17 protein-coding genes are annotated in these 24843 nt (G+C 45.7%); 4 read left to right on the top strand and 13 right to left on the bottom strand.

Features of this window, described 5'->3' with window-relative positions; translation table 11 throughout:
* Positions 1-25 precede the first annotated feature (25 nt).
* The 3 genes from IPL83_05740 to icd form a co-directional block, all read right to left on the bottom strand.
* The gene (locus tag IPL83_05740; protein ID MBK9038658.1) at positions 26-256 is read right to left on the bottom strand and encodes a hypothetical protein; all 231 of its coding nucleotides are present in this window, start codon (positions 254-256) and stop codon (positions 26-28) included.
* A 1479-nt stretch (positions 257-1735) separates the two neighbouring features.
* A complete protein-coding gene (locus IPL83_05735) occupies positions 1736-2434 on the bottom strand; it encodes a Crp/Fnr family transcriptional regulator (protein MBK9038657.1) in 699 nt (232 codons plus the stop codon).
* Between the two features lie 453 nt (positions 2435-2887).
* Positions 2888-4228, bottom strand: coding sequence for an NADP-dependent isocitrate dehydrogenase (gene icd / locus IPL83_05730; protein MBK9038656.1), 1341 nt, complete (start codon positions 4226-4228; stop codon positions 2888-2890).
* 119 nt (positions 4229-4347) lie between these two features.
* Here icd and IPL83_05725 point away from each other — a divergent pair, with 119 nt between their 5' ends.
* The 3 genes from IPL83_05725 (at position 4348) to IPL83_05715 (ending at position 7458) form a co-directional block, all read left to right on the top strand.
* Positions 4348-5367 (top strand): glycosyltransferase family 9 protein, encoded by a 1020-nt coding sequence (locus IPL83_05725; protein ID MBK9038655.1) that lies wholly within the window; start codon positions 4348-4350, stop codon positions 5365-5367.
* Complete coding sequence (locus IPL83_05720; GenBank protein ID MBK9038654.1) at positions 5364-6722, top strand: hypothetical protein; 1359 nt, start codon at positions 5364-5366, stop codon at positions 6720-6722. The genes IPL83_05725 and IPL83_05720 overlap by 4 nt, the downstream gene beginning before the upstream one ends.
* Before the next feature lie 121 nt (positions 6723-6843).
* Complete coding sequence (locus IPL83_05715) at positions 6844-7458, top strand: hypothetical protein (GenBank protein ID MBK9038653.1); 615 nt, start codon at positions 6844-6846, stop codon at positions 7456-7458.
* Between the two features lie 9 nt (positions 7459-7467).
* Here the strand turns inward: IPL83_05715 and IPL83_05710 are convergent, their stop codons facing one another.
* The 4 genes from IPL83_05710 to IPL83_05695 are packed head-to-tail and all read right to left on the bottom strand — an operon-like array spanning position 7468 to position 12947.
* Positions 7468-8889 (bottom strand): hypothetical protein, encoded by a 1422-nt coding sequence (locus tag IPL83_05710; GenBank protein ID MBK9038652.1) that lies wholly within the window; start codon positions 8887-8889, stop codon positions 7468-7470.
* A 23-nt stretch (positions 8890-8912) separates the two neighbouring features.
* Positions 8913-9266, bottom strand: coding sequence for a hypothetical protein (locus IPL83_05705; GenBank protein MBK9038651.1), 354 nt, complete (start codon positions 9264-9266; stop codon positions 8913-8915).
* The gene (locus IPL83_05700; protein ID MBK9038650.1) at positions 9263-11677 is read right to left on the bottom strand and encodes a hypothetical protein; all 2415 of its coding nucleotides are present in this window, start codon (positions 11675-11677) and stop codon (positions 9263-9265) included. The genes IPL83_05705 and IPL83_05700 overlap by 4 nt, the downstream gene beginning before the upstream one ends.
* Complete coding sequence (locus IPL83_05695; GenBank protein MBK9038649.1) at positions 11664-12947, bottom strand: hypothetical protein; 1284 nt, start codon at positions 12945-12947, stop codon at positions 11664-11666. The genes IPL83_05700 and IPL83_05695 overlap by 14 nt, the downstream gene beginning before the upstream one ends.
* Before the next feature lie 405 nt (positions 12948-13352).
* Here IPL83_05695 and IPL83_05690 point away from each other — a divergent pair, with 405 nt between their 5' ends.
* Positions 13353-14657 carry a hypothetical protein gene (locus IPL83_05690; GenBank protein ID MBK9038648.1) on the top strand — a complete coding sequence of 435 codons (1305 nt, stop codon included), beginning with the start codon at positions 13353-13355 and terminating at the stop codon, positions 14655-14657.
* Between the two features lie 25 nt (positions 14658-14682).
* Here the strand turns inward: IPL83_05690 and IPL83_05685 are convergent, their stop codons facing one another.
* From IPL83_05685 to IPL83_05660, 6 genes are all read right to left on the bottom strand, one after another.
* Positions 14683-15615, bottom strand: coding sequence for a hypothetical protein (locus IPL83_05685; GenBank protein ID MBK9038647.1), 933 nt, complete (start codon positions 15613-15615; stop codon positions 14683-14685).
* Positions 15616-15642: 27 nt separating this feature from the next.
* Positions 15643-16281 (bottom strand): YceI family protein, encoded by a 639-nt coding sequence (locus IPL83_05680; protein MBK9038646.1) that lies wholly within the window; start codon positions 16279-16281, stop codon positions 15643-15645.
* A gap of 67 nt (positions 16282-16348) precedes the next feature.
* A complete protein-coding gene (locus tag IPL83_05675; GenBank protein ID MBK9038645.1) occupies positions 16349-19135 on the bottom strand; it encodes a hypothetical protein in 2787 nt (928 codons plus the stop codon).
* On the bottom strand, positions 19125-20561 hold the full coding sequence (locus IPL83_05670) for a hypothetical protein (GenBank protein ID MBK9038644.1): 1437 nt from the start codon (positions 20559-20561) through the stop codon (positions 19125-19127). The genes IPL83_05675 and IPL83_05670 overlap by 11 nt, the downstream gene beginning before the upstream one ends.
* Before the next feature lie 174 nt (positions 20562-20735).
* Positions 20736-23327: a hypothetical protein gene (locus tag IPL83_05665; protein ID MBK9038643.1), complete on the bottom strand. Its 2592-nt coding sequence runs from the start codon at positions 23325-23327 to the stop codon at positions 20736-20738.
* On the bottom strand, positions 23317-24798 hold the full coding sequence (locus tag IPL83_05660) for a hypothetical protein (protein MBK9038642.1): 1482 nt from the start codon (positions 24796-24798) through the stop codon (positions 23317-23319). Before IPL83_05660 ends, IPL83_05665 begins: the two co-directional genes overlap by 11 nt.
* Positions 24799-24843 lie beyond the last annotated feature (45 nt).

Here is a 24843-nt window from a genome sequence, read left to right as displayed (position 1 = left end):
CAGCGAGTTTGTTGGGAAATACTTGTCAATCCAGGTTTTGAGCCCCCATCGGCTGGGCACTTCTCTTGGTGGTATTGGAGGCGCTCTTCGGGGAAAATTCACATTTTACAGTGCCGTTCGTTTGCATAGACCTGAGATAAGGCCCAGCAAAATTCGCTTTCTCTTTTAAAGTCCTGCTCGAATCCTTAAATGCCTCCGACCGTGGGTGAGACAGGTATTTCAATATCTCCTGGGCTCGGTCTTTGATATTATTCATATTCAGAGCATCTGCATGATGGCAATGGGACCCTGACTTTGCCGCCGAGTCAGGAGCTCTTCCAAATTCTCTCCACTGTATTTCCTTCCGGTAAAATAGAATGATTTTCCCTCTGGAGTTTCAGAGAATGCCCGTGGTGTACATGCCTTTTTCTAGATCTCCCGGGGGACTCCCCGGGGGGGGGAGCAGAGTCAGCCCCGGCCGACTTTCTGTAACTTTTCAAGACGGTAAAATGGCAGAGGACTTATAGTGAAGAAGGCTATCAGGGCCGAATTTTCCTCCCCTTTTCATAAACCAGCCTCAAATATTTTGCCACAAGGTTACAACGAAGTTTCTGGGCTTGACGCTCACTGAAAGTGGCGGATTGCCCGTCACGCGCACATAAATGCCTGGATTCCAGTTGTACACCCTCCTTTTTGACAGTCCGGGGCTTTGGACACTGGCCATGGGTAATGATCGTGGCCATGGCGACCACTGCCTCGGTGTTCCCATGAGCAGGCTTTTTCTCCTGAGGTCTTTTGTTGAACTTTCCTGATTGCTTTCCAAATATCTTGCGCAATCTGGCGATGGTGGCCTTTTCAGTCCCACAAAGATCTAATTCAAAAGGCTCTGAGAGAGATTAATTCTTGACGAGTTTCTTCCGTTAAGTTTGAGCTCTCAATCTCGTCAATCAGCCGTGAAGCTTCTCATCTGTCATCTCAATGTGGATCTTCTTCTTGGCTTTCAACATCGGAAAAGTCTTCCGATTTCACAAAATTGGAAGTACTTTTCCATTTGTTTTGGTGCGGCTAAACGGGATTTCCATTCCGTAAGAACTGCCAACCCCCCCCCCCCCCCCCCCCCCCCCCATCGGCCCCGACCCCAAAACCCGGTCAAACGAGATGTTGGGACGGCATCGGGCCTTCTCCATCTGCCCTGCAACTCCAAAGGCCATCGATCCCTTGCGCCCGGGGGGAAAACCCCCAAAAAAAACCCAAAAAAAAAAAAAAAAAAAAAAACCCCCGCAACCCCCCCCAAAAAAAAAAAAAAAAAAAAAAAAAAAAAAACCCCCGGAAAGTGGGCCAACCCCCCCCCCCCGGGGGAGAAGGGGCGCCCCCCCCCCTCCCTGGGGGGAAAAAAAAACGGGGCGAAAACGGGGGCCCCCCCCCCGGGGGACCCCCCCCACCCGCCCCCCCCCCAAAAACCCCCCCCCCCCCCCCCCAGAGAAATTTCCCGGGGGGGAATTTTTTCCCGCCCCCCCCGGCCCCCAATTTCTCCCTTATTTTTTGCCGAAAATTTGGAAGTCATTGGTTACCGCCTTTGAAAGTGTCAATGCGGATTTTACTTAAAAAATCAGATTCCATTCCGGCAGCACCCCAAAACCGCGCGGACTTACGAAAATTTTAGAAGAACATGCGCGCCTTCCTTCATTTTTGGAAGGATTTGTCACGACGCTTCTTACATTTGGAATGGATCGGAATCTTCAGATCAGGTCACATCTCAATCCTCAACTTGAGCTATAAGAATGTTGGGCTCTAAAATTTTAATGTGTTGGTCGGTCGTAATAATATAGCCCTTTTTGACCCACTCACTCATGACACGAATTACTGATTCTACTGTGACGCCAAGTGTATCTGCAATTTCCTTGCGAGTAAGTGGCAAAGGAACTTCAAGCTCATCTTCAATTGTGTCTTTAGCAACGAGTTGTAACAGCATGGCAGCCACTTTAGATTGAAGCGGGGCTCGTTGCATGACTTTTTGATTCTGTAAACGACTCATGCGTGTCGATAGTAGACCTTGGATTCGAGTGATCAATTCTGGATTTTTTAGCCAATTTTGAATATAAATGTCTCTATGTATCAGCAGAATCCGAGACGGGCCCATGGCTTTTACATTGACCGGGTAAACAGGCTTAACCTGCGGCATGACTAAAGCGGCAACTACGTCGCCAGGGGATGAGAAGTGAATGACAGATTCCTCTCCCGAAACTGCTATGCGTGACAGCTTGTACGCTCCAGATAAAACTATTCCAAAACAAGAAGCGGGATCCCCGAAAGCGAAAACCTGTTCTTTATGCTTATGAATTTTGATTTCTGAAGTGGCACAGAGATTCAGAATTACATCGTCACTCAGCCCTTTAAACAGGGCAAATCCTTTGATTTCTGAAAGCGCTCCGTATATAAAATTTTGACTTGCCAAGGTAACCTCTGCATTTTGGTTTGTCTATTGGTTACCCACTATAAAATTATCTATTAGTAGACCATGGGCTTTCCAGCCTGTCAAAACTTTACCCGGCTAACTTGATCCAGCGCTAAAGACAATGCTTGCGCCACTCCAAAAGAAAAATGGTCTCAGAGGATTTGGCACCTGCCAGCCGTGCAAGTTCAATCAAAATCCTGATAAAAATTCATTGATCTGCGGACTCACCAATGAAAAGCTGAGCGTCGATGGTTAAAAAAATTGCAAAGAACCAACCGACGAGCAACAGTCGCCCCCCCCTTTTGGGGGGTCCGCCCCGGGGGGGGTTGGGCCCCCCCCCCCCCCCCTTTTATCCCTTTCCCTTTTTTTTTTAATAGAAGAAGACTCCTAAGTTAACGCCACATGACTCAGGATCTCTGGCTTACAGAATCTTGGGAGAACCGCCGCGCACACTTAACCCATGTGACTGATGACGGCCTCGCCAAATTGAGAACAACTGATTTCTTTAACAGCCTTTGCTCCTTCCATTGTCATGAGACGAGCAAAGTCGTAGGTCACCGTCTTAGCCCCAATCGCCCCTTCAAGTCCTGATATCACCAAATCAGCAGCTTCATTCCAGCCAATATGACGGAGAAGCATCTCTCCTGAAAGAATAACCGAGCCGGGATTCACCTTGTCCTGATCGGCATACTTCGGAGCGGTTCCGTGAGTGGCTTCAAAAACAGCATGACCCGTCTGGTAGTTGATATTTCCACCAGGGGCAATCCCGATCCCTCCCACCTGAGCAGCTAAGGCATCCGAAAGATAATCTCCATTGAGGTTCAGCGTCGCAATGACATCAAACTCCTTGGGTCGGGTTAAGACTTGCTGAAGCGCAATGTCAGCAATGGCGTCTTTAATCAGTATTTTTCCTCTCGCCAAAGCTTCGGATTGCTCCGCATTGGCGGCCTCTTCCCCTTTGCTCTTTTTTGTCTGCTCCCATTTGTTCCAAGAATAGATATGGTCTCCGAATTCCTTTTCGGCCAAAGCATAGCCCCAATTCCTGAAACCACCCTCCGTGTATTTCATGATATTGCCCTTATGCACCAAGGTCACCGACTTCTTCTTCTGAGCGATGGCATATTCAATTGCCGATCGAACCAACCTCTCTGTTCCCTCCCGGGAAACAGGTTTAATTCCAATTCCACAGGTTTCAGGAAATCGGATTTTCTTGTAAGAAGCCGGGAAAGATTCCTTCAAGAAATTTAAAACTTTTTTGACGTCCTCAGTCCCTTGCGCAAATTCAATTCCTGCATAAATATCTTCGGTATTCTCTCTGAAGATCACCATGTCTACATCTGCCGGCTTTTTTACAGGAGAGGGAACTCCTTCAAAGTAGCAGACAGGACGCAAACAGACGTAGAGATCCAAAATCTGACGTATAGCCACATTTAAAGACCTCATCCCCTCACCGATTGGTGTTGTCAAGGGACCCTTAATCGAAACCAAATAATGACGAAAGGCCTCAATTGTATCGTCAGGAAGCCAATTCCCATACTTCTTGAACGCCTTCTCTCCAGCATAAACTTCAAACCAAGCAATCTTTTTCTTTCCCTGATATGATTTTTGCACCGCTGCATCGAGAACCATTTTTGAAGCCCGCCAAATATCAGGCCCTGTTCCATCTCCTTCGATAAAAGGGACAATGGGATGATCGGGAACACTGAACCGACCCTGCAAAAACACAATGGTCCCTCCCTCTCGAGGCGGAGTCAGGTCCTTGAACTTCGGGATGGCAGCAGTTGCAGAAGACATAAAAGGCTCCTTCATGTATGAAACACAATTTCCCTATTTAGACACCAGGGCCCTATGTGGTCAACATCCCCCCTGACCTTTTATTGGACAGATCCTCATTTTGCGGTAATGTCCTCGGCATGCATTTTGAAAAAATTCTGATTCTTCGCTTTTCTAGCTTTGGAGACATTGTCCAGTGTTTTTCGGCGGCGGATCATTTAGCCAATGGCTTCCCCCAAGCTGAAATTCACTGGGCCGTGAGAAGTGACTCAGCTGATCTTGTTTCTTCTCACCCAAAAATCCATCGAATTTTGAGTCTTGATCGCAAGAGCGGTTGGCTCGGGTTGTGGAAACTGGCAAAGAAGATGAGGTCTGAAAACTACACTCATATTTATGATGCTCATTGTAATCTTCGATCACACCTTTTGACTTGGATTCTGTTATTTCCATTTTTTGGCGGACCTTCATTTCTGAGACGCAAAAAACACCGGATCAAACGATGGTTCCTATTAAGGCTTGGATGGAAAGTTCTGCCTTGGCCCTTTCGCGCCTCCCGGTCATTTGTTCTGCCTCTGGAAAAATGGAATATCAGGTGGCAAGAATCCCTTGAACGTGATCTTCGACTTCCAGAGCTACCTGAAAACCTATTCTCTTCTCTTCATCACCCAGATTTTAAATTGTCTGAAGCGATCATTGTCGCGCCCTCGGCCGCGTGGGAGATGAAGCGTTGGCCAATTGAGTCCTGGACTGAACTCATTCGGCAAATGGAAGAGCGCATTTTTATTGTCGTGGGGGGACCGGCTGATGATTTCTGCTCAGTCATTCAGAAAATGTTTCCGGATCGAACGGTCAATTTAGCGGGAAAGCTCTCTTGGCTTGAGACCTCTCGGCTCATCCGAGAAGCAAAGGCTGTCGTCAGCGGAGACACGGGCGTTCTCCATTTGAGTGATTATTTGAACAAGCCCACTTTTGCTCTCATTGGACCAACGGCCTTTGGATTTCCTTCCTGGAAAAATTCGAAGCTGATCGAAATTGATCTCCCTTGTCGGCCCTGCACAAAGGATGGACGGGGAAAATGCTCTCAACCTATTTATAAAAAGTGTTTGGTTGATATTTCTCCCCAGCTCGTATCAACCACTCTCCGAGGTTCTCTTTTGTGATTAAGAAAAAAATCAGTCCGTTTTTTCTTCTGTTTTTGTGGCTCTATCGCTGGCTAGCCGTCCCTCTGATGCTGACGATCCTTTTTACTTTTGGACTCTGGCTTTCACCGAAAATACGAAGAAGCTTTCGCCTTCGACAAGAGAGCTCAAGACGCCCAAAGCCTCAATGGATGGGAAAAGTACAACCAGTTTGGATTCACGCATCATCTGGAGAATTCGAATATGCCAAAAGCCTGATTCGCGAATTGAAAGAGCGTGAACCAAATGTTCCGATTCTGGTGACCTACTTCTCTCCAAGCCACTTTAAAAACATTGCAACCACTAAAAATGTCGACTGGCATGAGCCCCTCCCCTTGGATACTCAAGCGGCCACTCAAAGCTTTATTCAGCTTTGGAAACCAAAAATTCTTCTGATTGCTCGCACGGACCTTTGGCCAGAGCTGCTCTTTCAGTGCCGAAGAGCGCAAGTTCCCTCGATGCTCTTTAGCGCGACCTTCTCCGAAAAAAAAATGAAGTCCTTTTTTTCCAGACAACTCTTGCGACTTCTCATTCCACTTCTAGATGAGGTTCACGTGGTCACCCAGGAGGACCAAGATCAATTGAGTCAGATCACTCAACACAACAACAACAAACATTATGTTACGGGAGATGCTCGGTACGATCAGGTTCACTTTCGTCTGGCTCACCCCAACGCCCTTAAATTGGAGTTTAAACCGACAGCTGGAGACTCCGTGCTCATTGCTGGGTCGACCTGGCCAGAAGATGAAGAGGTTCTTCTTGCGAGCCTATGCCCATTTGTTGAGAGCGGCCAGCTGAGGCTGATGATTGCCCCACATGAGCCCACAAATAAGCACCTTGCGAATTTGGAACATCGCCTTTCAGCACTCGGCCTGCAATCACTGCGCTACTCTCAGGCGAACCAATGGACACCAAATGCTGTTCTCCTGATAGATGAACTTGGGATTTTAGCTGACCTCTACTCTTGGGGTCATCTCGCTTTTGTCGGCGGCTCGTTTCGAAACTCCGTCCATAGTGTGATGGAGCCATTGGGATCTGGGTCACTCACATTTGTTGGCCCTCATCATCACAACAACCGTGAAGCCATCGAATTTAAGAAAATCCCAGCCGTCGACATTAGCAAAAAGCTTGCTGATGTCGACGGCTTAAAAATGGTTGAGGTGATTGAATCCACTGAGCAATGGACCCAAAAACTAAAGATTTGGCTTTCAATACCAGAATCCCACGCTCTCATCAGCAAACAGATAGCACGCGAAGTCCTTCAAAAAGGAGGCGCAAGCAAAAGAATTGTCGCTCACCTCTCCCAGCTCTTTAGCAGCATAATTGTCCAAAAATAAGACATTTAGTTAGTTCCTCAACATCGCCACTCAGTCAAAACAGGAGGTTACAGGCTCTTTTTTTGTCCCCAGATATGCACACTGTCTTCATTGTTCCAGCTTTTTCTTTTTGGGGTAAACCATGAGCCGTGGCACAAGCGACGGTATCCCATTTAGACTATTTTCCGGGGGGACTTTTATGAAAGGGGCACTTAACTTCGGCCTTATAGCAACATTCGGACTCGTCATTCTCTTTGGTTCCAGCTGCTCAAGAGACAAGTCAAAAGACTCAGACACTAACCTCGCTCAACGGCAAGAAGGCGAGCCTGTTCCCGAACCCCCACCTACCATACCCATCAATAACATCAAAGCCAGCACTCCGACCTATACCGGTCCCGGCGGGAGTATCTGGAACCATGATGTAACACTTGACTACATAGATCGATCTGGCGTTTCGTTTTTTTCCGTGGTCTCTTCTTCATTGAACAGCGGTCTCAATCCTCAGATTTCTACGATTGATCAGTCAGTGATTATAGTTTCTGGACCTAGACCCTCCGTATTTTTGGGAGAGGAGTCGCGCGAAAATTCCAGCACTTCTTACCGCGTGCAAGTCTTTGGAGATTTCACTAAAGTAAACGGAGGCTGGGACATCGAGTTCTTTCACAAAACATTTTCTCGACCTAAATCGCCTGAGAATTCACCAGAAATTGAAAACGCCATCAGCCCCAGCCACGGCAAGGCGCGAATTCGATACTAAAAATATTTCTTAAGGATCTTTTCTTTCTTCGGCATTCTTCTTCCCATCTAAGACTCCGTTACGAAAAGAGTCGGCGGGTTTGTCGTTCAAAGGATACAGAGCCGCCTTTCCTTCTTCCTCTAAGATTGAGTAGAGGCCTGGAAAAGTGGGATGAACCTGCCGATAAGACCTTATCATATGGTCAATTGACCAACCTTCTGTCTTCGCGACTTCAGAAAAATTCCAATTGTAAGGAACCGCCTTTACAACCGCCATAAATCCCTGAAAATCCCTTTTGCCACGCAAGGCCAGCAACCAGGGGTGATTGTAGAGATCGGCACTATCAAGCAGATCCCCTTCTGTAAAATGCTGGCTAAAATAGTAATATTTCTCTCGAACAGGGGTGGGCTCCTTGATTTTCTTGTCTCCACAAAGCATGATCCCCCGAAGGAACTGACCCAACACCAGCTCTTTTTCAGAAGCATCGCCCCCTAGATCCATTGTTTTTCCATGGTCCAATTTGGAAAGTCCCATTTTAAATTTTACACGATCACGGATTTTCATCGCCACATCCTTAACACTAAAATTCATACGATCTACGATCGATGTTACGAGATCCGGATGTGGCCTCACAATAAGGCATTTTTCATGTTCAAGAATTTCAACATCCATTGTGGCTTCCTGCATAGCAAGGTAAGCCCCTTCTCCAACTGACGTCCCATTTGTATTTGAACGAGTTCTCTCTTCTTTCAAAGAAAAAAACCTGAGAATAGATCCAAGAATTGGAATTTCACCAAAAATATTATAGTTCCAGCCTCCAGAAAATGACTTGTTGTAATTTACTCCAAAATTGACACCCACACTGATATTCATGGGTTTGCCACCCTTAAACCGATACCTCCCAGTCTTCAGAATTTTCAATTTTTGTTCAAAAATAAGTCCAGGTGATCTTTTCCCAAACGAAAAGACACCGACAGAAACCCCGTCATGATTTCTTTGCCGATCCACACAGGCTCCGCCTATCCCCTTCAACCAATCCGCGACCACAGTTAACCCGCGCGGATCCCATTCCTTCCAAAGCTTGTTCATCTGTCGTCCAAAGAGATCACAAAATCGAGAGTCGACACGAGGATCAATCTCACCGGTCTCAATCAATTTTTCAATGTCACTTCTATCGACATTTTCGCCCGGCATTTGATAGTAAGTGTCTGCTCTTTGATTGTTCAGATCTGAAAGAAAATTCTCAAGAGGAGTTGAGGCCTCCGGCGCCGGAACCAAACACTTTTCTTCGTTGATTGAATACTCTCTCAGGGATGAGCACTTTTCTTGGTCGAATCGCTGTAATGGAATATCTCCAAGCGATACATAATCAAGTCCGGTTTGATTGATAAAATTATACAGCAGACTCGAAATTGTATTGTTCTTGCGATACTCCTCCTCCAGAACCGTCATCCTTTGAAGAATTGCATCTACGTTTATCGAGGTGAGATGCCTGATTGAACCGAAGAGAGGTGAGTCTCGATAATCGCGATCCTCAATTTTCGCTTTCTCTCCCCTGTCAATTCATCAATTGTCTTGCTGACTTCCCGACAATCGTCTGTTTCCTCACAGAATGATTCATCGAGATTATCCAGAGGACGGATATATGACATATTAGAATTCAATAGGAGCGTGACCGGCCCAGAGAAACTGCGTGGCGCCATACCCGAATCCAAATCCCGCAGGGAGTCGAGATCTACGTAAGGAGCAACCGGCATAAATGAAACATCATTCGTTTTATAGGCCTTAATGGCCTCAGCCTTCATCTTAGCAAGAAATTCTTGCGTCACACCAGACCCGAGATGGTCGATCTCAGCAAGATACCTTTTGGAAGTGGTCTGATAAATATCTGGCAGGTTTCCCTCGTTTTTTTGGGAACTGATAGGTTTCCCTGTTGTCTTCCTGCCCAGAGGAAGGAACTCAGAGAATACGTCATGTCCTTCAGCAATTTATCCCTTTGTTCTCGGACAACCCCTCCGACATTGCCTTTGGCAATATGGTTTTTAAGGTTAGCATGAATAATTGCGGACATAATTAATTTTTTTTCATCAATCGTTTCAAGTTGTATCAACATGTTTGAGCGAATTCTCAATAACCGCAAATCACGGACTGCTATTTCAACTGGAGTAATGATTTCTCCATTTTGAACACGAACCAGCTTCTTGATGCCATTGATATATTCACGAGTCTTTGCCTTCTCGGGAGCTTCAACGTATGTCTTCTTTTGGTCCTGATCAAATCCAATAACGACTCCCTCAGCCGCCGGATCGAGGTAGTCCTTTTGAACAGCCAACTTAAGAAGATAGATTCCGTCTCTCAATTGCCCAATATTTTTTCGTCCATCGGTAATACTCGAATACCTCAAGACTTTAGGTTCAAGCTTAAGTAGCAATACTTTTTTTACGACAAGATTCATAAACTCATCAATTTCGTAGCGGAAACGCAAAGTATGATAGCTAAACGCGGGAACATAAAGTAGAGAGGCTATTTTTTCCCTCTTTTTTGATGCCTCCACGTAGTCATCAGTCAGTTCACGACGGTCTCGTCCAAAAGTCGCAAACAAATCCCATGGATTAATCGCCAAAACCAATTCTTTGGAATAAGTGCTCGCCACATGCCGAATACGAATGGTCGGAAAAAACAGCTCTTCTGGCTTGTAGTACTTGTGAGTCACATGACCCATGATTCGAAGGCAGCCATCTTGATCGGTTTTCGATAATGGCCTACAGTCCTGCCCAGACTTGGGCGATGATCCATCGGGTCGACACCATTCTTTATTGCCTGCAGAGTTCATTTCATTTTCATGAGTATAAAAATCCTTTTCTAATTCAAGAGTCTTATTGTCAGTAAGATAATCGACATAAAATAGCTCGTCTTTTACAAAGGATGAAGTCAGAGTGTTTCGGACACAGGCCTGAATAGAATAATCCACCGTTCTTGTTGTTGCCGTCTCTCCCGGACGAATGGTCTCAAATTTTATCAGCATCTTCGGAAATTCAAATGGCTCGCTTTTAAAAGCGGATCGAGCCGCCTCTAATTTTTCAAAATTACCGGCGCTTTTTAAAAACTTTTCGTAGGCGAAACCATCGCCCTCTCTATAAACGCTGGCGGGAATAAACATGTCTGCATTTTTGCTTTCCAGTTTGTCAAATGGACTCAGCTCGTACAGTCCTTCAAAAGAACCTAAGCCTTCCGGCGCTCCATCAATCGGAGTGACCCGTAAAGCCAATTGAATATTCCCACGAGCCACCCGCCTCGTGATCATGGAGTCAAACTGAACTCGCAAGATACCGTCATTGTTTGTAATTACCCCGATGGAAGGAGGAAGATCAGGAGTCAATATTAGATTCTCATCGCGATTGACCCCAAGGTTTGTGGCAACAATCTGTGCATCCACGCGAAATCTTCCCGCCTTCAGAGGGATCGGATTGGGGGTACCCGATAAGTCCTTAAACTGAATAACGGGAATCATGGCCAACTGTATCTGAAGCCAAACACCCTGGCCATCTTGTTTGGTTTCCTTTACATTTGAAGAAACCCTGTTCATCCACAGTAGCTTTTTGGGGACCTCAGCTTGCGAAGATGGCTTATCTGGCCGCTCCTGCGCAGACGGAACTTTTCCTTTGTAGGCCCCCCTAAGAACCGACTTGACCTGATTGTGCCCAATGACTTTGATTCTCTCAGGAATATCCGTCCCTTGGTTGTCTCTGATCCACTTCACTTCCTTCAAACCCGATTTCCTGGAAACAACCCAAGGATTGATAGCGAGTTGGATCTTATGCTTACCTTGATAGATGCCTGTCCCTGACACAGTTCTTTCGAGCTGCAAATAGGCCTCTTCAGCCAGATAATCGAAATCAATTTTTTCATGCCAATGAAGACATCCCTCATTGTCTGTTACAACTTCGATCATGGAATCATCAGAAGTGACAGTAAATCCAATCCCTCTGATAATCTGATCTGTCGCTCGATTTCGCAAACATGACCAAAAATGATAGTGTCGCGATTTTGGAATGAGCCAATTCGGAGTGATCTCTTCGGTCGGCAAGGCGTCTCCATCGACCAATTTAACTAAAAAATTTGAATGAGAGAAGCCCTTCTCAACAAGAGAATTCTGTTTTGTGGGTTCCCAACAAGAAGTCAATCCCATCAGCAGGGAAAAACCTAAGACTCCAGAAAAAATCCGCTTAGAATTCAACATTGAGAGTCTCCAGCCTTACTTGGATCGAATTCAATCTTTGTTGCAAGGAATTTGGATTGATCACATCACTCGATATATACTCCCCAACAAGACGAAAATTGTAAGGGCGAAAGAAAATCTCCATACCCAAGCCCTCTCCCCTTCGATTGTTATGCCCCCTTGATCCGGAATTAAAAAATGCTGGAACGGCATCAGATTCACTAAAAAATCTCAACAAATAGGGACTCAATACAATTTCGGAAATCTCAAAATCTCCCCGAAGCACAATCTCTTGAGCCCTATTAAAAGCTGGTTCCGCCTCTTGATTTTCAAGTTGATAACCACCAATACGAAACCCAGATCCTGGACTTCTGCACAGGCAAAATTCTCCCCCAATAACCCATCCAGAAAAGCCAAACAAAAAACGGCTATTAGCAGGAAACTCACCCGTTGTCGTGTTCCCCATTTTTCCACTTTCAAATGCCACCACAGATGGGAGATCACTGTATCGAAAATGAGTCAACTGTCCCGAAGCAATCATCTCTTCCCCAAGACTCACACCAGCCTGCAAAGACTCCGTCGTAAACAAGGGAGTCTTTTCCTTTTCAGAACGCATCGATTCAAACGAAGAAGAAGTTGGAATGCTCTGTTGTGCGACGGCCCTCAAATATTTTTTACTCTCACCCCAACCGATTTTCTGAAAGGCTCCAGGAAATGATCTCTCTTTCGATATCAAGAGAGGCACGTCAAGAAATCCCATGTTGAGGGCACCCGCCTTCAACTCGACCTTTTCTGATGGACGATACCGAGCAACAACTTCGTAAGGAAAGATACCCGTCTGTCTTGAATCAGCAAAGCGAGCTTGAATTTGACGAGTCAGAATCTGCAATTTTGCATCGACATAAAGATCAAATTGATCCGTCAGTCTGTATTGAAAACGGGAACGAAATACAAAACCGACGAGGGTTCCCTGATCAACTCCTTCAGTAAACGTCTCCCCCCCAGCCTCAATATTCCACTTTCCGTGAAAACGGGATAAACTGTGATCTTCAAAAACCAAAGAGGAGATCCCCTCAGAGGACTCGGCCCATGCCATGAGGGTCAGATTCATCGCGAAGAGAAAAACGATTGCAAACAACATCGAAAAAGAAAAAAACGAAACAGAAAGAAATTTGAGACAGGCCACCAAAGCCAACCAAGATTGCCTTATGCGTTTGGCCGTATCAGTACTATTGTTCAGCCTCCCCAGCCAAAATGGAACCAAGGAGACCCGCCAATTTAATATTTTCAAACGGTTCATCTCCTCGATTGCACTCCAGAATTTGGAGTCTCCGCTATCCCCTTGCAAGTTCTATACGATCTCTTAACACAGTAAAAAGGGCCCACAAGACAGACTATTTTACAAAATGACCAAGAGTTAAAAAACAACTAACTAACTGAGAATAATCAGTTTTATTTGGTTTGAAATGAATACTATTAAAAATTTTTCTTTGCCTAAAAAAAGGTTAAGTGTGAATTTTTTTTATTCTGTCTTATTTGTGTTAGGTTCCATGCTTTTTGCTCCTGATATCCTTGACGAAGTGCCCTAACTCTGAACTCTGTAAGCCTGAATTTGACCCATCACCAAGAGACGGCTACTGTCGGCCTTTCAAAATCAAATCTGTGAATTCTACTGTTCTCCAGAGGAGGGACCATGATTGCTCAATTTAAGCCGATGCGCCAAACCCCTACCAAAGATCAATACAAGAAAGGTGATGTACTGGTCGTATTTGGTGAGCTTTTTAATCGTGGCTACGCGAACGGCATCGTTGAAGAAGCTCAGAAAGCAGGAATGAAAGTCATCTTTTCCACGGTTGGTCGGCGCGATGAAAATGAAAAACTAAGAGCTCTGACTCCCCAAGAACTCATTGAAAAATCTCAATCGATTATAAACGTTCCCCTGGAAGCTGGCTTTGACCTGGAGCCCGCCAAATCAGGCCGTCGACCTGTTGATCAACTTCAAGGTCTCAAGCTGAGCGAGTGGAACAAAGGAAAAATTAACTTCGATGAAATTGAACAGAGCCGAGCGGCAGGAATTGAGAGCTTCCGACGACGTGTCGCCGAGTTCATGCACGAACTTGAAAAGCAAATTCCACCACAGTCCAACATTCTTTTTGTTCATACAATGGCCGGAGGGGTTCCCAGAGCCAAGATCGTCATGCCAGCCATGAATCGAGTTTTCAAAGGTGCGGGAGATCGTTATGCTTCAAGTGAAGAATTCTGGAACACTGACATGGGTCGCTTTTGTGCCGCAAGTTTTGAAGAAGTGACGGGAAACACTCTTCACCATCTCATTGATCTGAGTCAGGGAATCAGAGAGAGAAGTGAAAGGGCCGGGAACCACGTCTCCTACGTCGCTTACGGGTATCATGGCACTGATGTTCTCGTGAGCGGAAAATACCAGTGGCAGTCCTACGCTCCTTACCTTCAGGGCTTTTCAAAGATCCAACTCGAAAACATTGCGAGAGAAGCTTTTAGCCAGGGAGTAAAGGTATCCGTTTTTAATGCTCCTGAAATATTGACTAACTCCTCTTCCATTTTTCTTGGCGTGGAAGTGTCCCTTTATCCTCTCGTCGGAGCTTTGCAAAAAGAAGGAGGAGGCAATCACGCAGTAGAACAGATACTCAAAGATTGCGGTCAATTGTTAAATACCGATCATAATCTTGACGATATAATGAGCTATACGGACAGGTATTTTAAATCAGAGGTGATTCAAAAGTGGAGTCAATTCGAGCACTGGCCTCAACACAATGGCCTCGAACAAATGAATCAGATGAGAGATGCAAGTTCTTTCCTGATTGGACTTCACAAAGATCCTAAGCATTTGATGACTTCTCTCCTGAGCGAAGTCGTTTTTCGCGCTTGTGGAGAAATTATGCTCGCCGAATCCTGGAGCCCGCGAGAGCCTGTGTGGTGGCTCGGCCACGACATCATTGCCAAGCAATCGGCCACTCAAAAGTAAACTTAATACAATCAAATCAGTAGAATTAATAGAATGATTTGGGCTTTGTCAGAAAAGCCCAAATCACACAACCGAATACTGTCGTAAAAACGATGAGGACTAAGAGAATCAATCTTTGAAAGTTGGCCCGAGCTTTGAAGTGATATTCCCAATACACACTCAACAGCGCGAGTGCGGCGAGTGGAATAAGAAATTGAATTGGAACCTCAAGATAGAAATGAGCCAAAATCGCTTGCCAACAATAAAAAAGCCAAAGCCAGTCGGGTCGCGCCTGCCAATTTTTCAGGTCGTCGATCAAGATAAATGCCATATTCACAGATAGCGACGAGACAACTCCGCCCATCACTTGTGCCCAAGAAGCACTCCCCCACATCAGCATCTCAAAAGCCAATAGCAAACCGATCCCGAGGTAGCTGAGGTAAAAACCAGCGGCCTCAAAGCGATGAAGACAAGACTCGCCGCTCACATCGACAGCCGATCGCGAAAAGAAATAATTCCAAACACAAAAAAGACAAATAACCGCCGTGATCATCAGCCACAAAGACAAATCCTGAATATTGAAAGGGCGAAGAAACAGGAAAATTGTTCCTATTCCAATCAACCCAAAACACATTTGGCGCCAGATGCGATGAGAAATAGAGCTAGAAAGAACAGCCAATAGAGGGGTGGCAACCAGGAGAATTTCGGGTCCCGAGAAGAAATCAAAACCAGGCGAGCCGATCAAGGCCAGCCAAGCCCCTAAAAAAGCGAAAGCAGGACCCAAGGAGACCAAACTCCGGCCAACGAAGCGCTTGATCTCAACTTCAAGACTTCTTTTGGAACTTCCAGTCGTTCCGGTCTCGCCTAAAGATGAGGCCTCGCTTGCGAGAACCCGTCGATTCACAGATCTCGCGACAAACAAGCCTATTACCGTAAGAAAAAGGGGAAGCAACAAACTCCCCTTTATCACTTCAAGCATTGGTTTCAATCCAAAAACCTCGCAGCTTTACTTGAGAACGGCTTCTAAATTAATGGTCATTTCAACCTCATCGCCGATCTTATCCGGACCATTCATATAATTCATGCCGAAATCACTTCGCTTGATCACAAAGTTAGCAAATCCTCCCGTACGTGTTTGACCCTTCATGTCAGGACCTGTTTTCAGACGCGTAAAGGGAAACTTAATTGGCTTCACTTTGCCATGAAGATTGAGAGTTCCCTCAACAGAATAAATATTTCCGTTCTGTTTGGAGATCTTGCTACTGGTAAAGATGATCTCTGGGTATTTTTTTGCATCAAAAAAATCAGGTTTGCGCAAATGATCATCACGATCGGCAAAGTGTGTGTTCACACTGTCCGTCGCGATCACAAATTTTACTTTGCTTTCAGACGGATTTTCGTCATTGATCGCTATTTCACCGTCTACTTTAGTGAAAAATCCGGTCACATAACTAAAACCCAAATGGGAAACTCGAAAAATAACCTGAGTGTGGCTTTGATCCAAAACAAACTGACTCACTTTAGAGCCGGGCGCCGCATCGGCTATTCCAAAAAATCTCATTCCACCGTTGAGACTGAACCAACAAGCTAGGACACCAAAAATAGAAACAATCACCCTTTGATAAATCAAAAACAGCCTTGTCATGTGGCACCTCCAAATAGTTGAGGAATCAGGCTATTTTATTACCTATACATTTGAAAGACTTTACGCGTTATGGGCCAGCGAATTCAAATTCCTCCGCGCTCTTCCGTGAAGTCTCAGACGCTCTCTGCTCCTTCTCTTTTTGCTTGCGAAACTGAGCGAGCTCTCTGGATGCACTCATCATTTTGCTCTTGCCGCCTCCGACAAAAATTTCAAAAATTTTGAGAAGGCCCATTCTATCAATGTCAATTTTCAAAGAAGATCCCACCGAAGCCATCTTCCAAAGAAAATCTTGCTTTGTAGGAATTCGTCCTTCACTGAGAAGAAATGCGTAAACTTCGCGGAGCCTTTTCTCTTCGAGGTTAAATCCATTTGCCTTCGCCACCCTGTCAATGAGTCCCCGGAATACCGGAAAGGCCTCCCATGCCTCGCTGGAGGTGATTCGACCATCCAAATCAAGGTCAAAACGAGTCAAGATTGTCTCAATGTAGTGAATGACAACAGAAATTGTAGCCATTTCTCCGGCTTCAATCCAATCGCAGTAGGATTTCGAAAGTTCTATCGATCCAGACCAGGCACAATCAACTGCTTGAAAGCCGCCCTTTTCAAGACGGGCAACTACCTTTTCTAGCCGCTCTTCCCGAATATAATTGTCGATCTGACATTTCTCAAATTTATCATGAGCCGATCTTCCCCATGGACCAAATTGAAGAATACCTGGACGCACACAGGTTTCAATGGGCCTTGTTCCAACCAGGGGATTCGCAGCTATTTCTATGTAGTCCAAATCATCTTGCACCGGACGAACAGCCATTCGAGATAGAACCATCAGCGCCGAATGCCTTTCCTCAACTGTCAAATTCTGCCAATAGTTTTTCATTTGAGGCAACTGAGTCAACCAATCACCAATCCTACTAAAAAATATTTCAGAAAAGCATTCACGCTTCAGTTTTGGCCGATCGAAAAAATCCAGAGGTCCCGTTTCACAGCTCGATAGAGCTTGCTGATACATCTCGCTTCCCAAATTGTTTCCGGAAAAAACAAGACTGATCAGCTCGACAGTTTCCCCAAAGTCCAACAGATCTCCAAATTGATTTGTCTTCAAAGATTCCTGCAAGGCATTACCAAGGTAAGTAAATACATTTCCCTCGGTGTAAACGCGACCCCCGAGGCTTTCCACGTTGCGACGGTCAAGAATTTTTAAATCACCACCAATCCCTCGAATGCTTTTGAAGAACTCGGAGAGCTCAGTCTGTGTCACTCCCTCCATCTTAGCCGCTCGAGATGGTTCTTCCGAATATCCACGCACCAAAAGTCTCGTCAACCCACGAACGACATTCATAATTGAAAGATTATAAAATCCTTGAACTTTAACGATCTCATCCTTGTAGGTCAGGTAGGTTCGTCCCTCTCCCTGCTTAAAGAATGGTCTCACCCTTTCAATGATTGATTTCAATTCACCAATAGCAAAGTCGGTTTCTCTTCCTTCAAAGCCCACGCCAAACAAGGCCAATCCACCACCTCTATCAGCAGTGATATCAATTCCCATCTTGCCAATCGACGACAATTCCCAGTCTAGTTTGAGACTTTTGTTTCCGCCTCCACTAGACTTTGCTAATTCGTTCCTATACCCGGGAGACAATTGAGATTCCAGATAGGACTGAATTGCAGCCCATCTCTTAAACTCCTGGTGCGCCTGATTGAGGTGTTCACCTGTGATCCCATTTCCTAGGCGAAATTGAGGGGCTTTTCCCAAATCACCAAAAGCCTTGTTCACCAAAACAGGCATGAACTCAGTAAAAGATTGCGATGTGATTGTCCATGGCACAATGTCCAGTGCCTTCATCCCAAAAAATAGCCTTTCCAAAGAGTTAAAGGAGATGAGCTTGTCGGGCTGACTATTTAATGAATTTTGAATGAGTTGAAAACCTCGATTTACATTGTCAACAAAATCAGCAAACACGGGCCCATAAAAGAAGCTTCCTTGTGAGGCTTCATACTTCGAGCGCACAAACACTAAGTACCAAGCCAACCCGCCTTCCAAAAAAGATTTCCAGTTACTGGGCTCCAATATTTCTGGAGAGCCCCCAACGAGAATTGGTTTTACCGTAGAGATCATTTGAGCCCAAAGTTTGGCCCGTTCAAGTTTTTCGCTGTCTCCATAAATAAAGCGGGCCAATTCGACGACAAACCCACCCAAGTGCTCCAGTCTCAAAGGCTGAGCAATATTGCCAATCTCACGCCCCAACAACTGAGCTATTTGAATCGCTGACTCTCCAGCTGATTTTCCTTGCCCCAGGCGATCTACAAAATCAGGAGTCCTCTCCATTGCGACAGAAGGATTTAATGTGGCCATGTGAGGCTGAAACTGAGTGCTCGCATCCTTTAAGATCTCAAGGAATTCCGCAAAACGTTTTAACTCAGCCCGGGTAATTTTATCCGCTGTACCACCCAAGAAAGCCATTTTTAGATTCATCGCTTCGCTCATGAATCCGTCCCCAATTTTTTTGGGGTAGATGACATCACTCTCCAAAAAGGCGCGCAATTCATTTGGAGAATAGGAATCTTTCTCAACTCCGCGCGCATAGACTTGAAAAGTATCAAAAGATGCCTGAATGCAAGTGTAAAACTGCTCGGTCTCAGCAAGACTCATTTCAGCTCCAAAATAGGATTCTATCTTTTCACCGATTTTACTGAGACAGGTGAACTTATCAGAATTTAATTTTAGAGCGGGAGCTGCCTCTTTCTTCTCTCCGAAGTTCATGCTGCACGCACAGACCCCGAGACCCAAAACCAAAAGCAGGCCCACATGCTTCAAAAAGTTGATTCCCTTAGACTCATTTCTTCTAGAAAACATAGGTCAGTCCCCCCCCAATCCTATCATTCTGCCGAAAACGACTAAAAGTACTCTTCTCAAGAATCTCCCCACTGTCACTGGGACTCGCCCCTAAAATATCAATTCCTGCAATCAAAGTTAACTGAGAGCTCATACCCCACTTGGCCGAAACAGAAAACCATGCAGCACGATCAGGAAATGAATAGACGTACTGAGTTTCCCACCCAATACGACGGCCCACAGTTTCACTCAATCTCGCCTCCCATTTAAGACCAACTCCCCTTTGAAGAGGAAATCTCTGTGAAAAGCGATCGCCTGACTCCCCCGCGAGCAAAACCCCGTCCGTCCCCTCTGCTGACTTGGCCTTCACCTGCCGACCCTCTACTGTATGGACATAATTCCATGAAAGTTGACTCGCTGTGATTTTGGGCAAAGGAAATGGGTGGCTCAGATGAGCCCCATAAACGCGAGACTCAAAGAGAGGAGACTGCTCCCAGACCGGATTCATATCTGAAGAGCCAGGAGTTTCCTCGGATGCGCTCAACCACAGCTTCACCCCATTCCAAGTCCGACCGGCCTCAACTGTATTCAATTGATGATTCACAGTTCCTGCATGGATGACAGCGACCGTACTACCAAAAGATTCCTGCAAAGCAATATTTCGAAAGGCCTCAACACCCAGATGAAGCTGATTCATGGGTTTGTTGCTGATGGACCATTGTCCCCAAAAGCCTTCACTCGGATCTCCATAAAGTAGGCGCATGGCCCAGCTCGACTGAAGGACAATGTCCTGAGTGCGCGGCTTCTGAAGCTTATAATAGATGTCAGAATCTTTGTGAAACACCTCGATTCTTTCTTGTGGAGGTGAAAACCAGCGACTGTAGGATTCAAAACTGCCCTCATTCAAAGCGAACTGCGGCCCCTGATCTGGAAAAAATAAAGGCGACGCAAAAAATGCCACTTCCCAATGACTCAACTTGATCTTGGAGAAAAAACCGACCAAACCCTGCTCCTGAGGTCTCAATGGATCCCAATTAAATAAGGGCCCCCACAAGCCCATCTTCCACTCACGATCAAGAGCACTCCAGGTTTCAATCTTTCGACCAAATCCAAAATGAAAAACCCTTGAGTCTGTCGTCCATCCCGCGTAGGCCTCAGGCAAAGTGAACTGCTGCTCCCTTGATTCATCCAAGCTCTGCTGGCCCCAGGCATGAAAAAGAAAAAGTCGGCTGCCCTGCCTTGATCGCAGAGAATAGTCGAGACCAACAACTGAATAAGAGCTATCACCGTCTTTCAATGCGCCCGACGAAAGGTACCCATCACTCAAGATCTGAAGGTACAAAGAATCTTCTCTTGAGGCCACCTCGGCCCCGACGTCTTGAGGGCACAGAAGCACCACGAGAAAAACCTCGCATAAAAGAAAAAGCCAAAATTTGAAAAATCGCATGCGCCCAAAATCCACCAGGCACCTCGCTCTTTCAGGGGGTAAATTACCAAATCTATCTTTACAGGCAACCACCTTTTACCCAGAAAGACCCATTTTGTAACCAATCTTGACTAATTTACGCAGAATCAATTGAATAAAAATGAAATTTATACATGTTTTTGAAGCTAAAATCTTCTAAAGTGACTTTGCAAGCTCAGATAACACGTGAGCCAAACACATTCGATCCGCCTGAAATGCCCATTGATCTTTCTGGCTTTTCCACCTTTGAAGCTCCTCTAATCCCTCGATAGTTTGAGGGGGAGGCTGGCAATTTTTCATCATATAAGTAAATAGAGCTTCGCGGTCTTCTCGATCTGCAAAGCCAAGCAAACTCAGAAGCGGCAAGTCATAGACCGGGAAAGCAACTAAAGCCTCCTCTCTACTTATATGCCAAAAATCCCCATCCTTGTTAAAGCGGAGAAAAAACGTCTCGAGGTACTGAGCCAACACCAATAATTCCTTGATATCCGACGTCTTAATGGGAATGGCTCCATCGGCCCCATCAGGACCTCTCACTGCGGTTTCAAGGTATTCCACCAAGGCATCCCATTGCTTTGAATTTAACTGACGACTGAAATCCACAAGCTTCGGAAGGTGAGCAAGTACCTTGGCGCGTTTGAGACTCAAGATTTCGCGATAACAGGACGTCAGCACTCTCTCTTCTTTTCCACTTGATTGAAGACATTCGGGAGGAACCAGGTTCAAAAATTTTTCGCCAGCCTTAATACCACTTAGGACGAAAGCAAAATACTCAGCGCCTTCAACTAAACTGACAACCTCATCCCCGTTGCTCCTTGGCATAAAGAGATCTGATTCAATGAAAATTCTTTCCCAAATATTCGGATCTTCGGGAGAAAATAGTCCAATATCAACCGCCAAGGGAAAGATATCTTCTGCTATCGTTGCCAATTCATCACGGGTGACCCCCATCGCCTCATGACGCCGACTTTCATCCTCGGCATATCCGAGAATCAAGAGCCGCAACAAAGAGCGCACTCCATTCAGTTGGGTCAAAGAGGATTGGTTCCAACTTATTTCCTCTTTAGAACGAAAGACAAGCCGGCCCTCTGCATCTGTCACGAGGGGCCAGGGGCTATCCATCAGATTCGACATCTCCAGAAGAATGCTGTCCCCTTGAGGGTCGAGCGGAGTTCCTTTTGCTGAGGCATTGACAAATTTTTGAGCACGAGACCAATCGGTCCACTGCTTGGAGATATAATTCAGATGTCCTGAATCAAAACCTCTCCCAGGATCACTTCTCTGTTCCTGGCTGCGATCATTAAGTATTTTATTGAGAAACACAGGTAAAGTTTGATTGATCGATTGAGCAGTCAGTCCCAGAGGCAAAAGTTTTGATTTCTCAGCCGTGACGATCAGGCCCTCCAGATCCGTTTTGGAAATTTCCTTTTCTTTGTGATGATTGATGGCCTCATCCACTAACTTCAAAGCCAATTGAACAGAGTAATCCAAATGATCCAGACCCGGCCCCTCGCTCCATCCCAATGGCATCACGAGATGATTCCACCTCAAACCCACCTCTGCCAACTGGGTCAGTCGTCGCATCAGAGTGGGCCATTCGACCGCAGCGACTCGATTCTTCTCGCCACCTACAAGTTGAGCCTTAAGTTCGCCAATAAAGGGGAGGTACTGCTTGACAGCTCCTATCGGAGAATCCCCGCGATACTTTCCAACCACAAGATCCAAGTCATCGACTATCTTTTCAACCTTCGACCACTCCAAATCCTTGTCGGTCTCGCTAATCACAAGGCCCAATCGCTGAGTGGAAGCATACATGGACCGAAAGGCCGCTTCCAACTTCTCTGCGTCTTCGGACCAACCTCGATGAAAAGAAAAATGCTCGTAACGCATCCAGAGACCAAAGATTTCAGACAAGATTGTCGCAGATTTTTTCCACTGACCAGGTAAAATGGATTCCAAGGGCGAACCGACCAAACTATTCTTGAATTCACCGAGAATCGGGACTAGCTCCTGGACCAGGCGCAATTTTTTACCGCCCTTTTCGCCATTTCCACCCTTGCCTCCCCTCTTCCCCTTGCCATTAATGAGCTGATAGACCTCTTCTAAAAGATTCTCAAAATTTTTGAAGTCATAAGACTGCTCCGATTTCTCTATGAGATGGGCAAATTTATCCATCGTCTGCGACAATACAAATAAAGATTCATCCAAATCTTTGGTGGAATAGCTCTTTTGAAAATGATAAAACTCGCCAGTAAGTAAACGTATGTGAGGCAATAAATCCAGAGTCAATTGCCGAAAACCTTCAAAAAGTTGCAAAGTGTAATCAAGCTCTTCGTAGGTCACATAATCCGTACTGCCACCCAGGAACACTCTTTTGATTTGCATTAGTTCTTTCAGAAGACCGTCAGTCATCCTAATGTCGCCCAAAAAGAACGTATGCAAAAAATTACGAAGTTCTTTGGCATGGTACAAACCAATCTCTCGACCCTTGGTGTGTCTCATAAACATCTGAAACGCATTTTCCATGCAATCCCAAAAGCGATTCACCTTTGCGTCTGAGAGCTTTCCGTCAAAATAACCGGCCAGCGATTCATCAACTTTTCTTAAGCACTGAGAATCCTTCATTTCTATGACTGGTGCTGACTGAGATGGTTTGTTCTCACCGCTACATGAAAAAAGAACGAAAGAAAGCGCCAAAACCAAGGAGATGGAATGAACCCGAACTGATGTGAGATTTCTAGAAAACATACTGAACCCCCAACTGAGCGCGATCATTTGCCCGGTACTCTCCCAAAAACCCATCGGTTACGCGAGCTTTTCCCGAATCCAAAATGCCAACCACATCAAGAGAGGTCCACAGAGTCCAATCCTTATCAAACTTATAATGTAAATCACTCAGCCATAACACCCCACGCTGACTTTCATCAAAATCCAATCGCGTGTTCCAACTCAGTTGGCGTTTCAGCAAATGAGCACTTCCTCCCTGAAGGCCCAAGGACACAACATCGTAGAATTGAAAACGCCGTTCAAACAAAGTTTCACGAGCAGTGAATTCTCCTCCATCATGACGATCACCTCCATAGACTTTGGAAGTGGAGAAAAACAGGCGGGTCTCACCGAGAGGACTGACACCTAGGTCGCGTCCAAGATAAAACGTGAGTACCGAACTTGGTCCGGTATCTTGATAGGTCCAATCAATAGGGGTCTCGTCCTTTTCGGGCCTCTCGTTGACGAAGCTCATCCAGGTCGTCCATCCGCCCCGTTCAGAGAATCCCCCTTCTACAGCAGCCAAATGATGGTATTGGAGACGCGGAAAAACATTGACCGAAATATCTTGGTCCCCGCGTTCAGAGTGGCGAAAATAAAATTGAGCCCCGACCAACAATTGATTCATCGGTTTGTAAGCATAGCTCGATCGAAAATAAAAGGGACCCTGGTGAGTCTCGAGCAAGGCCCCGTAACTCGGATTCAAAACAATTTCACTTTCGACAGGATAAATAAGCTTGTAACGCAAGCGTGTTTCAACCCCTAAAAAATCAACAAAGCGAGAGGGAGGCCTAAAGAATGGATTTGGAGACTCAAATGCACCGTCTACAATCTTGTGGTCGGGACCAAATTCGGGAATATACAATGGCGAGGCAAAAACCACCAATTGAGTCCCTTCCCAATTTTTTTCAAAAAATAGCCCCGTCAGTCCATGGGATTCTTGGCGAAATTTATCATTCATAAATCTCCCCTGAAAGAGGCCGCGGTGAAACTGCTCATCAGCTTCACTCCACATATACCATTTGCGACCAAGCCAAAATTTCCAGCCTTGTCCCTGCCAACCACCATAGAGATCTCTGGGCATGAAATAATTGGATCCTTCCTGTATCGCAACCCGATCCTTCAAGGAAATGGCACCGTCAAACAATCCCCGCCAACTGTAATCGATCTGCAGCGTCAACGAAGACAGTTGAGTGGGAGTCTCCGTCCCACGATCAAAAAACTTTGTCTGGCTGCTCAAGTATTGGACAGAATCCGCTGCGAGGCTCATCTTAAGATGGCCTTCGGCGGGAGACCTCGATTCTGCGAATTCGCCAGTTAAGCGCGAAGTCGAAATGGACATTGAGTCTAAGTCATCCCGATCTGTTGATTGAGCAAAGCCTCGATTTTCCTGGAGCCAAATAAATAAAATCAATGGAATGACGAAACTGATTCGGATATTTCGCTTTCCCACTCACTCCTCCTTTACAGAGTCCCACCCCAGCCAATGCATGTTACC

This window comes from Bdellovibrionales bacterium, assembly GCA_016716765.1.
Lineage (GTDB): Bacteria > Bdellovibrionota > Bdellovibrionia > Bdellovibrionales > UBA1609 > JADJVA01.
Note: the sequence above shows the minus strand (reverse complement) of the source record. Positions and strands in the feature narration are given on the sequence as shown.

Coding starts and splice junctions, on each gene's coding strand:
- IPL83_05700 (MBK9038650.1), bottom strand. CDS start 11,677: ATGTTGAATTCTAAGCGGATTTTTTCTGGAGTCTTAGGTTTTTCCCTG.
- IPL83_05685 (MBK9038647.1), bottom strand. CDS start 15,615: ATGCTTGAAGTGATAAAGGGGAGTTTGTTGCTTCCCCTTTTTCTTACG.
- IPL83_05665 (MBK9038643.1), bottom strand. CDS start 23,327: ATGTTTTCTAGAAATCTCACATCAGTTCGGGTTCATTCCATCTCCTTG.
- IPL83_05725 (MBK9038655.1), top strand. CDS start 4,348: ATGCATTTTGAAAAAATTCTGATTCTTCGCTTTTCTAGCTTTGGAGAC.
- IPL83_05715 (MBK9038653.1), top strand. CDS start 6,844: ATGAGCCGTGGCACAAGCGACGGTATCCCATTTAGACTATTTTCCGGG.
- IPL83_05680 (MBK9038646.1), bottom strand. CDS start 16,281: ATGACAAGGCTGTTTTTGATTTATCAAAGGGTGATTGTTTCTATTTTT.
- IPL83_05740 (MBK9038658.1), bottom strand. CDS start 256: ATGAATAATATCAAAGACCGAGCCCAGGAGATATTGAAATACCTGTCT.
- IPL83_05670 (MBK9038644.1), bottom strand. CDS start 20,561: ATGCGATTTTTCAAATTTTGGCTTTTTCTTTTATGCGAGGTTTTTCTC.
- icd (MBK9038656.1), bottom strand. CDS start 4,228: ATGTCTTCTGCAACTGCTGCCATCCCGAAGTTCAAGGACCTGACTCCG.
- IPL83_05675 (MBK9038645.1), bottom strand. CDS start 19,135: ATGTTTTCTAGAAGAAATGAGTCTAAGGGAATCAACTTTTTGAAGCAT.
- IPL83_05710 (MBK9038652.1), bottom strand. CDS start 8,889: ATGACGGTTCTGGAGGAGGAGTATCGCAAGAACAATACAATTTCGAGT.